This is a genomic window from Streptomyces sp. NPDC020996 (genome assembly GCF_040641355.1).
Lineage (GTDB): Bacteria > Actinomycetota > Actinomycetes > Streptomycetales > Streptomycetaceae > Streptomyces.
This window is the reverse complement of the sequence record NZ_JBFADM010000017.1, coordinates 37,972-46,748: the sequence shown is the minus strand read 5'-3', so window position 1 is coordinate 46,748 and position 8,777 is coordinate 37,972. Positions and strand designations below refer to the sequence as shown.

General features: G+C 70.3%; 10 protein-coding genes, 5 tRNA genes and 1 pseudogene. 4 read left to right on the top strand and 12 right to left on the bottom strand.

Annotation, left to right across the window (positions count from 1 at the left end; genetic code table 11):
* Positions 1 to 175 precede the first annotated feature (175 nt).
* Together cofC and AB0G63_RS14960 are read left to right on the top strand one after the other, a co-directional pair.
* A complete protein-coding gene (gene cofC, locus AB0G63_RS14965; RefSeq protein ID WP_360749730.1) occupies positions 176 to 814 on the top strand; it encodes a 2-phospho-L-lactate guanylyltransferase in 639 nt (212 codons plus the stop codon).
* A 9-nt stretch (positions 815 to 823) separates the two neighbouring features.
* Positions 824 to 1,027: a hypothetical protein gene (locus tag AB0G63_RS14960; protein WP_360749727.1), complete on the top strand. Its 204-nt coding sequence runs from the start codon at positions 824 to 826 to the stop codon at positions 1,025 to 1,027.
* An 81-nt stretch (positions 1,028 to 1,108) separates the two neighbouring features.
* On the opposite strand, the gene AB0G63_RS14955 is transcribed toward AB0G63_RS14960, so the two are convergent.
* The 4 genes from AB0G63_RS14955 to leuC form a co-directional block, all read right to left on the bottom strand.
* Positions 1,109 to 1,717 carry an HU family DNA-binding protein gene (locus AB0G63_RS14955; protein WP_360749724.1) on the bottom strand — a complete coding sequence of 203 codons (609 nt, stop codon included), beginning with the start codon at positions 1,715 to 1,717 and terminating at the stop codon, positions 1,109 to 1,111.
* A 137-nt stretch (positions 1,718 to 1,854) separates the two neighbouring features.
* Positions 1,855 to 2,085 carry a hypothetical protein gene (locus tag AB0G63_RS14950; RefSeq protein WP_324788841.1) on the bottom strand — a complete coding sequence of 77 codons (231 nt, stop codon included), beginning with the start codon at positions 2,083 to 2,085 and terminating at the stop codon, positions 1,855 to 1,857.
* A gap of 263 nt (positions 2,086 to 2,348) precedes the next feature.
* Positions 2,349 to 2,942, bottom strand: coding sequence for a 3-isopropylmalate dehydratase small subunit (gene leuD, locus AB0G63_RS14945; RefSeq protein WP_360749720.1), 594 nt, complete (start codon positions 2,940 to 2,942; stop codon positions 2,349 to 2,351).
* 6 nt (positions 2,943 to 2,948) lie between these two features.
* Complete coding sequence (gene leuC, locus AB0G63_RS14940; protein ID WP_360749717.1) at positions 2,949 to 4,382, bottom strand: 3-isopropylmalate dehydratase large subunit; 1,434 nt, start codon at positions 4,380 to 4,382, stop codon at positions 2,949 to 2,951.
* A 188-nt stretch (positions 4,383 to 4,570) separates the two neighbouring features.
* Between leuC and ndgR the strand changes: the two genes are divergently transcribed.
* The gene (ndgR, locus tag AB0G63_RS14935) at positions 4,571 to 5,287 is read left to right on the top strand and encodes an IclR family transcriptional regulator NdgR (RefSeq protein WP_015036427.1); all 717 of its coding nucleotides are present in this window, start codon (positions 4,571 to 4,573) and stop codon (positions 5,285 to 5,287) included.
* Between the two features lie 130 nt (positions 5,288 to 5,417).
* Here the strand turns inward: ndgR and AB0G63_RS14930 are convergent, their stop codons facing one another.
* A complete protein-coding gene (locus AB0G63_RS14930; RefSeq protein ID WP_360749714.1) occupies positions 5,418 to 5,930 on the bottom strand; it encodes a DUF4188 domain-containing protein in 513 nt (170 codons plus the stop codon).
* A 90-nt stretch (positions 5,931 to 6,020) separates the two neighbouring features.
* On the opposite strand from AB0G63_RS14930, the gene AB0G63_RS14925 reads away from it, so the two are divergent.
* Positions 6,021 to 6,665, top strand: coding sequence for a MerR family transcriptional regulator (locus AB0G63_RS14925; protein WP_360749711.1), 645 nt, complete (start codon positions 6,021 to 6,023; stop codon positions 6,663 to 6,665).
* A 58-nt stretch (positions 6,666 to 6,723) separates the two neighbouring features.
* Here the strand turns inward: AB0G63_RS14925 and AB0G63_RS14920 are convergent.
* The 7 genes and pseudogenes from AB0G63_RS14920 to AB0G63_RS14890 form a co-directional block, all read right to left on the bottom strand.
* Positions 6,724 to 6,796, bottom strand: a tRNA-Glu gene (locus AB0G63_RS14920).
* Between the two features lie 28 nt (positions 6,797 to 6,824).
* Positions 6,825 to 6,896, bottom strand: a tRNA-Gln gene (locus AB0G63_RS14915).
* 20 nt (positions 6,897 to 6,916) lie between these two features.
* A tRNA-Glu gene (locus AB0G63_RS14910) sits at positions 6,917 to 6,989 on the bottom strand.
* Positions 6,990 to 7,017: 28 nt separating this feature from the next.
* A tRNA-Glu gene (locus tag AB0G63_RS14905) sits at positions 7,018 to 7,090 on the bottom strand.
* A gap of 39 nt (positions 7,091 to 7,129) precedes the next feature.
* Positions 7,130 to 7,201 (bottom strand) — tRNA-Gln (locus AB0G63_RS14900).
* Positions 7,202 to 7,292: 91 nt separating this feature from the next.
* Positions 7,293 to 8,023: pseudogene (locus tag AB0G63_RS14895) on the bottom strand (HAD family hydrolase).
* A gap of 45 nt (positions 8,024 to 8,068) precedes the next feature.
* Positions 8,069 to 8,563 (bottom strand): hypothetical protein, encoded by a 495-nt coding sequence (locus tag AB0G63_RS14890; protein ID WP_360749708.1) that lies wholly within the window; start codon positions 8,561 to 8,563, stop codon positions 8,069 to 8,071.
* Positions 8,564 to 8,777: the final 214 nt, after the last annotated feature.

Sequence of the window (8,777 nt, the reverse complement as noted above, 5' to 3'; positions counted from 1 at the left end):
CCCACCCCCACCCTTCCAAGGAGCTTCGCGCCCCTTCTCCTCCCGGCCCGTCACCCACCCCCACCCTTCCAAGGAGCTTCGCGCCCCTTCTCCTCCACACCCTCGCCCCCGCCCGCCGGACGGCCGAGGTGACGGCTGAGTGACAATGGCCGCGGACAGGAGGGAGGGAACGCTCGTGCAGTGGACCTTGGTCATACCCGTGAAACCTCTGGCGCGCGCCAAGAGCAGGCTCTCGGACACCGCCGACGACGGACTGCGCCCGGGCCTCGCCCTCGCCTTCGCCCAGGACACGGTGGCCGCCGCGCTGGCCTGCCCGGCGGTCGGGCATGTGGCCGTCGTCACGGACGACGCCCTGGCCGGCCGTGAACTGGCCGCACTGGGCGCCCGGATCGTCGCCGGCGAACCCGGCGGCGGCCTGAACCCGGCGCTGGCGCACGCGGCGGCGGCGGTGCGCGCCGCGCGCCCCGGCGGCGCGGTGGCGACCCTGAACGCCGACCTGCCGGCACTGCGTCCCGCGGAATTGTCCCGGGTTCTGGACGCGGCCGCGGAATTCCCCCGCGCTTTTCTCGCGGATGCGGCGGCGATCGGCACGACCGTGCTGGCCGCCGCCCCCGGCCGGGAATTGCGCCCGGAATTCGGCGCCGATTCCCGGGCCCGGCACCGCGCGTCCGGCGCCGCGGAACTCACCCTCGACGCGGTCGACTCGGTGCGCCAGGACGTGGACACCGGCGACGATCTGCGGGCCGCCCTGAGCCTGGGAGTCGGGCCGCGGACGGCCGCGGCGGCCGCACGGCTGCTGATCCCGGGGCAGTAGGCTGCCGGCATGCAGGCGACCGCATACACGTACGACCCCGAAACCCGCAGCGGGCAGGTGCTGCTCGACGACGGGACGCCGGTGCCCTTCGAGGCGGCGGCGTTCGACGCGGGCGGGCTGAGGCTGCTGCGGCCCGGGCAGCGGGTACGCATCGAGACCGAGGGCGAGGGCGCCGGGCGCCACATCACGCTGGTGACCCTCCAGACGTTCTGAACCCCTCGGGAAACTCCCGTAACGCGCCGCGGGCCGGACTCCGTGCGGAGTCCGGCCCGGCGCGTGAGTGCCCCTGCGTCATTACCTCTTGCGGGCGGTGGCCTTCTTGGCGGTGGTACGGGCCGGCGACTTCTTGGCCGGGGCCTTCTTGGCCGTCGTCTTCTTGGCGGCGGTCTTCGCGGCGGTGGTCTTGGCGGCGGCCGCGGTCTTCTTGGCGGGCGCCTTCTTCGCGGCGGTCGTCTTCGCGGCGGCCGCGGTCTTCTTGGCCGGCGCCTTCTTCGCGGCGGCCTTCTTCGCGGCGGCGGTCTTGGTGACGGCCTTCTTCGCTGCCGCCTTCTTTACCGTGGCGGCGGCCCCGCCGCTCAGGCTGCCCTTGGGGGCCTTCTTGACTGCGATGTCGCCCTTCGGGAGCTTCTTCGAGCCGCTCACCAGGTCCTTGAAGCCCTGCCCCGCGCGGAAGCGCGGCACGGAGGTCTTCTTGACCCGAACCCGCTCGCCCGTCTGAGGGTTGCGGGCGTAACGGGCCGGGCGGTCGACCTTCTCGAACGAACCGAAGCCGGTGACCGAGACCCGGTCACCCGCGACCACCGCACGGACGATGGCGTCCAGGACGGCGTCGACAGCATCGGCGGCCTGCTGGCGGCCGCCCATCTTGTCGGCAATCGCTTCTACGAGCTGCGCCTTGTTCACGTCTTCCCCTTCGGAGACATCGCCAGAACGTAAGTGTTCAAGCTTTTCGCACGTTAGGCAGATATATACCGCAAATCAAACACGAAACGGGCTTATCACCCTTGTGCCGCAGCGGAACTCGACTGCCTGGGAGTTGATCAGCGTTCCTCTCCGGGGAATCGACCCTCGTCGAGGTCCGCCCGGAACCCCTCCAGCCGCCTTGCCGCGTCGGCGAGATCGTGCTTGGCCGCGGCCGTAATGGCCAGCAGCTTCCGGGTCAGCGCCATCCGTACGCCCTCCGGGACTTGCAGTGCGCGCACCGTCGAGTGCGCTTCTTTCAGCTGGTCCGCGACTGCCGCATAGAGCTCGAGTTGGCCGTCGTGTTCCATGCACAGATTGTGCCATCTGGGGCAAGTTGTCGCCTGCGCAGGGGGCAACTCCCGCCTCGGACGGCCCTTTCGGCACCGGCACAGGCCGCTGTCGCAGGACCCGGCTACCCCGGCAACAAGCGTCCTAACCTGGGAAGTTGAGGGTTCCCGGGGGCGGGCGCCAGGCCGTCCGGGGCCGGAAACGGCTGTACCCCCGATCGGGGCGATCGGGGGTACAGCGGGGAGATCGAGGTGGCCGAAACCAGCTCTTGCGGAGCCGGAGCTCAGACCTGCAGCGTGCGCGGCTTGTACGACGGCCGCTGCTGCTCGTAGGCCGCGATGTCGGCCTCGTTCTGGAGCGTGATCGAGATGTCGTCCAGGCCGTTCAGCAGCCGCCAGCGCGAGTTCTCGTCCAGGTCGAAGGAGGCGGTGATGCCCTCGGCGCGCACCTCGCGGTTCTCCAGGTCGACGGTGATCTCGGCCTCGGGGTCCGCCTCCGTGAGCTCCCACAGGGCGTCCACGATCTTCTGCTCCAGAACCACCGTGAGCAGGCCGTTCTTGAGCGAGTTGCCGCGGAAGATGTCCGCGAAGCGGGAGGAGATCACGGCCTTGAAGCCGTAGTTCTGCAGCGCCCAGACGGCGTGCTCACGGGAGGAGCCGGTGCCGAAGTCGGGGCCGGCGACCAGGACCGTGGCGCCCTTGCGCTCCGGGCGGTTGAGGACGAAGTTCTCATCCTTGCGCCAGGCCTCGAACAGCCCGTCCTCGAAACCGTCCCGGGTCACCTTCTTGAGCCAGTGAGCAGGGATGATCTGGTCGGTGTCGACGTTGGAGCGGCGCAGCGGGACGGCCCGGCCGGTGTGCGTGGTGAAAGCTTCCATGACTGATCAGACTCCAGCGGGCACAGATGCGGCGGTTGTGTCGGTCAGGTCGGCCGGGGAGGCCAGGTGGCCCAGGACCGCCGTCGCTGCGGCGACCTGCGGCGACACCAGGTGCGTACGACCGCCCTTGCCCTGCCGGCCCTCGAAGTTGCGGTTGGAGGTGGAGGCGGAGCGCTCGCCGGGGGCCAGCTGGTCGGGGTTCATGCCCAGGCACATCGAGCAGCCCGCGTGCCGCCACTCGGCGCCGGCTTCCTTGAACACGACGTCCAGGCCCTCGGAGACGGCCTGCAGGCCCACCCGCGCCGAGCCCGGGACGACCAGCATCCGTACGCCGTCGGCGACTTTGCGGCCCTTGAGGAGGTCGGCGGCGGCGCGCAGGTCCTCGATGCGGCCGTTGGTGCACGAGCCTACGAAGACGGTGTCCACCTTGATGGAGCGCAGCGGCTGCCCGGCCTCCAACCCCATGTACTCCAGGGCCTTTTCGGCGGCCAGACGCTCCGATGCGTCTTCGTACGAAGCGGGGTCGGGGACGGACGCCGAAAGCGGCGCGCCCTGGCCCGGGTTGGTGCCCCAGGTGACGAACGGCGACAGCGCGGCGGCGTCGATCACCACCTCGGCGTCGAACTCGGCGTCGTCGTCCGTCTTCAGCGTCTTCCAGTACGCGACGGCCGCGTCCCAGTCGGCGCCCTCGGGGGCGTGCGGACGCCCCTTGAGGTACGCGAAGGTCGTCTCGTCGGGGGCGATCATGCCCGCGCGGGCGCCGGCCTCGATCGACATGTTGCAGATGGTCATCCGGGCCTCCATCGAGAGCTTCTCGATGGCGGAGCCGCGGTACTCCAGGATGTAGCCCTGGCCGCCGCCGGTGCCGATCTTCGCGATGATCGCCAGGATCAGGTCCTTGGCGGTGACGCCCTCGGGCAGTTCGCCGTCGACCGTGATCGCCATGGTCTTCGGGCGGGCCAGCGGCAGCGTCTGGGTCGCCAGCACGTGCTCGACCTGCGAGGTGCCGATGCCGAACGCCAGCGCGCCGAAGGCGCCGTGCGTGGAGGTGTGCGAGTCGCCGCAGACGACGGTCGTGCCGGGCTGGGTCAGGCCCAGCTGCGGGCCGACGACGTGCACGACGCCCTGCTCGACGTCTCCCAGCGGGTGCAGCCGGACGCCGAACTCGGCGCAGTTCTTGCGCAGCGTCTCCAGCTGGGCCCGGGAGACCGGGTCCGCGATGGGCTTGTCGATGTCGAGGGTGGGGGTGTTGTGGTCCTCGGTGGCGATGGTCAGGTCGAGCCGGCGCACGCCGCGCCCGCTCTTGCGGAGCCCGTCGAAGGCCTGCGGGCTGGTCACCTCGTGCAGCAGGTGCAGATCGATGTAGAGAAGGTCGGGCTCGCCCTCGGCGCGCCGGACGACATGGTCGTCCCAGACCTTCTCCGCGAGTGTCCTACCCATCGCTTTCCCTCCGGCCGGCAAGACTCCACCGGCCCAACTAGAGATCTTGAGGAGGCGGCACCCGCGCCCCTGTTCCGGGCGTCCGCCGCCGGGCCCTCACGTTCACGGGCCGCTGTGTCATCCAAGAGTGGCGCGTTCCACGGAAAATTGAACTTGCGTTTCACAGAGTGAGACGCGAGTATCGTTGCATGGACAACAGTAGCGGCGTGGGCGTTCTGGACAAGGCGGCCCTTGTCCTGAGCGCCCTGGAGTCCGGCCCGGCCACCCTCGCGGGTCTGGTGGCGGCGACCGGACTGGCACGACCGACGGCCCACAGACTCGCGGTCGCCCTGGAGCACCACCGCATGGTGGCACGTGACATGCAGGGCCGTTTCATTCTCGGCCCGCGCCTCGCGGAACTGGCCGCGGCGGCGGGCGAGGACCGCCTGCTGGCCACCGCGGGCCCGGTGCTGACCCACCTGCGGGACGTCACCGGCGAGAGCGCCCAGCTCTATCGCCGTCAGGGCGACATGCGCATATGCGTAGCCGCGGCGGAGCGCCTGTCCGGGCTGCGGGACACGGTCCCGGTCGGCTCGACACTCACCATGAAGGCCGGATCGTCCGCGCAGATCCTGATGGCCTGGGAGGAGCCGGAGCGCCTGCACCGCGGTCTGCAGGGCGCCCGCTTCACGGCGACGGCCCTGTCGGGCGTGCGGCGCCGCGGCTGGGCCCAGTCGATCGGCGAGCGCGAGCCGGGTGTCGCGTCCGTCTCCGCGCCCGTGCGCGGCCCCTCCAACCGCGTGGTGGCCGCCGTGTCGGTCTCCGGCCCCATCGAGCGCCTGACGCGCCACCCGGGCCGGATGCACGCCCAGGCGGTCATCGACGCCGCGGCCCGTCTCTCGGAGGCCCTGCGCCGCACGGGCTGATCGGCGGCACGCGCCGGCTTCCGCGCCGACGGGACAGGGCGGCCTCAACGCCGCGGCAGCCCTGCCCCGACAGCGCGACGGCCGGCCCCCGGACGACGCCCCGGACGACCGGCCTCGGCACGAGGGCGGTCTAGGCGTCCGCGCCCCGCCCCGCCCGCCGGGCGAACCGCTCCGCGGCCGTCCGCCCCCGGCGCTCGATCGGCAGCACCCCCGTGGCCGCCGCGAGGCCGAACGCAGGCATGTCGAAGTAGATCGACTCGTACGACCCCTCGGGCACGACGTACGCCTCGTGCCACAGCCCCACGTGCCCGCGCACCTTGCCCGCCCGCTCCTTGCGGTTGATGATCCCCCACACCCGGTGGTGGAACATCTCCGGCGACGACGCGTAGGCGTAGAGCTTCTCCTTGGACTCCCAGTACTGGACGACGTAGTAGGTCCGCGGCGAGGCGGTCAGCAGGACGCGTCCCAGCAGCCCCCGGCTCCTGTCCCGGGCAAGCTCCCCCAGCATGCGGGACATCGACAGGATCACCGGAAGCCACTGGTGCACCGCCCAGAAGTGATTGATGCGCATCCCGATCAGCAGGACCACCGCATCGCCTTCGGCGGCCGCGGTCGTACGGCCCGGAATCGGCTTTGCGAACATGGGGCACCCCCGTGGTCCCTGATTGGATAGCGGCACTATCCTTTTCAACGGTGATTGGATAGTGGCACTTCCCAAGGAGAGGCGCAAGAGGTGCGGCTGGCGGAGTTGAGCAAGCGCAGCGGTGTGCCCATCGCGACGATCAAGTACTACCTGCGCGAAGGGCTGTTGGCGCCGGGCCGCCAGATCAACGCCAGGACCGCCGAGTACGACGAGGACCATCTGCGCCGGCTGCGCGTGGTGCGGGCGCTCGTCCAGATCGGGCGGCTCCCGGTGGCGAAGGTCCGCGAGGTGCTGGGGCACATCGACGACGAGTCCCTGGGCCGGACGATCCGGATGGGCGCGGCCCTGTGGGCGCTGCCCGAGGTGCCCGACCCGGACGGCGAGGACGAGTTCGTGGAGCGAGCGCGCGCCGAGGTGGAACGGATGCTGGAGCGGCTCGGCTGGTCGAACGCGCAGGCGCTCAGCACCATCTCCCCCGCCTACCGCTCGCTGGTGACGGGGCTGGCCGCGTTCCGGCGCCTCGGCTACGACTGGGACATCGAACTGACGGTGCCGTACGCGCGGTTGATGCACCAGGTGGCCGTCCTCGACCTGGACTTCGTGGAGACCCACGCGTCGGAGGCGGAGAAGGTGGAGGTCGCGGTGCTGGGGACGGTCCTGCTCGAACCGGTGCTGAGCGCCCTGCGGCGGGTCGCGCAGGAGGAGGAGTCGGCCCGCCGTTACGGCTTCGAGTGAGCGGCGGGCCGGGGCACGACGAAGGCCCTCCACCTGAGTGGAGGGCCTTCGTGACGCGTACCCCCGACCGGATTCGAACCGGCGCTACCGCCTTGAGAGGGCGGCGTGCTAGGCCGCTACACAACGGGGGCGTGGACACTGCGTTTCCGCAGGCCCGAGCTGGTCTACCTGGACTCGAACCAAGACTAACTGAACCAGAATCAGTCGTGCTGCCAATTACACCATAGACCAATGTGGTTTAGACCAGTCAGTACCCCCGACCGGATTCGAACCGGCGCTACCGCCTTGAGAGGGCGGCGTGCTAGGCCGCTACACAACGGGGGCCCTAGCGATCCCGAGTGATCGAGATCAGTACCCCCGACCGGATTCGAACCGGCGCTACTGCCTTGAGAGGGCAGCGTGCTAGGCCGCTACACAACGGGGGCTTGCGGATGTGATCCGCGCGTGCAGATGAGCTCTGCGAGCTGGCCTACCTGGACTCGAACCAAGACTAACTGAACCAGAATCAGTCGTGCTGCCAATTACACCATAGGCCACTGGAACGCAAGCCCCTACGGGGTTCTCGTTCTAGTTCACTCCCCCGGTTTCCGGCCTTTCGGCCCGCTCCCCGGCGGCGCAGGAAGAACATTACCCGAAGGTGGACGGGGCTCCAAAACGAGTTCCGCGCCGAGGATCGCCGGGAGTTCCGCGAGGGAGGCGATCCGGCGGGGACCGTGGAACGTGCCGGCGTCGGCGTACACGCCGCCGCGGTCGATCCACACCGACAGCAGTCCGGCGTCCGCGGCACCGCGCCCGTCGATCTCGGGGTGGTCGCCGACGTAAGCGACCTCGTGGGGGGCCAGGCCCAGGGCGTCGCAGGCGGCCATGAAGGCGGCCGCCTCCGGCTTGGAGACGCCGAGTTCCGCGGCGCACAGGATGGTCTCGAAGCGGTCGTGCACCCCGAGCACGCGCAGCTTGTGGTCCTGGACGGCGAGGCTGGAGTTGGACAGCACGGCGTGCCGGTGACTGGCGGCGAGGGCGTCGAGCACGGGCAGGACGTCCGGGAAGAGGGCCCAGGCGGCCTCGTAGTGCCGTACGTAACGCTGAAACCAGGCGTCGGCCTCGGCGTCGGTCAGCGGCTCGTCCAGGAAGACCCGCACGCGCTCGCGGCGCTGACCCTCGAAGGTGGTCTCGCCGGCCGAGAACCTGGCCCACTGCTGGTCGGTCACCTGCCGCCAGTGGGCGAGGGCCTGCTCGGCGGTGCCGTACCGGTCGAGCCGGCCCTCGGCCACGAGGTGGTCGCGCATGCCGACACGGTCTGCGGTCGTGTAGTCGAAGAGGGTGTCGTCGACGTCCCAGACCACGGCCCGAATGCTCATGCTCCGACGGTAACCCGGCCGGGGCGGAGGCGTCCGGGAAACGGGTCAGTCGTGGGCGCCCCACCAGACGAACCGCTCGATCGGGATCATGTCCGTCACCGCGGCCGTGCTGCTGTAGATCGCGTCACCGTTGTCGGAGGTGCGCAGCTGGTCCGTGTAGAGGTTCATGATCCGGTGATCGTCGGCGTTCCAGAACTGCTGGCCGCTGCCGCCGCAGGGGCTCGTCCACACGGCGTTGTTCAGGGACTTGGAGTCCGTGGTGAGGCAGTCGCCGTTGGCGTTGCTCACCAGCCTGCGGAAGGTGTAGCCGAAGGCGTCGGTCGTCACACTGCCCCAGTGCCAGTTCCGGGTGGCGAGGGAGTCGTTGCAGGGGGCGGACCAGACGTTGTCGGTCGTGGGCGAGGCGGTGAGGCAGCTGCCCTCGTAGTCGTTCGTGTACGTCCAGTTGGCGGCGGACGCGTAGGACAGGGTGCCGCCGGTGGCGAGCAGCACGGCGGCGAGACCCGCGGGGACGGTCAGTCGCATTCTCCAGGATGACATGATCATGATCCTCGACAGCGCTTGCGGCCCCCCGGCGAACCGGCCGTGAACGGATCATGTCGATCGGCCTGCGCGCGCACGTGCGGAAGCGGAAGGGCGGCGGCCGTCTCGGCCGCCGCCCTTCACGCACGTCTGCCTTCACGCACGTCTGCCTTCACGCACGTCTGCCTTCACGCACGTCTGCCTTCACGCACGTCTGCCTTCACGCACGTCT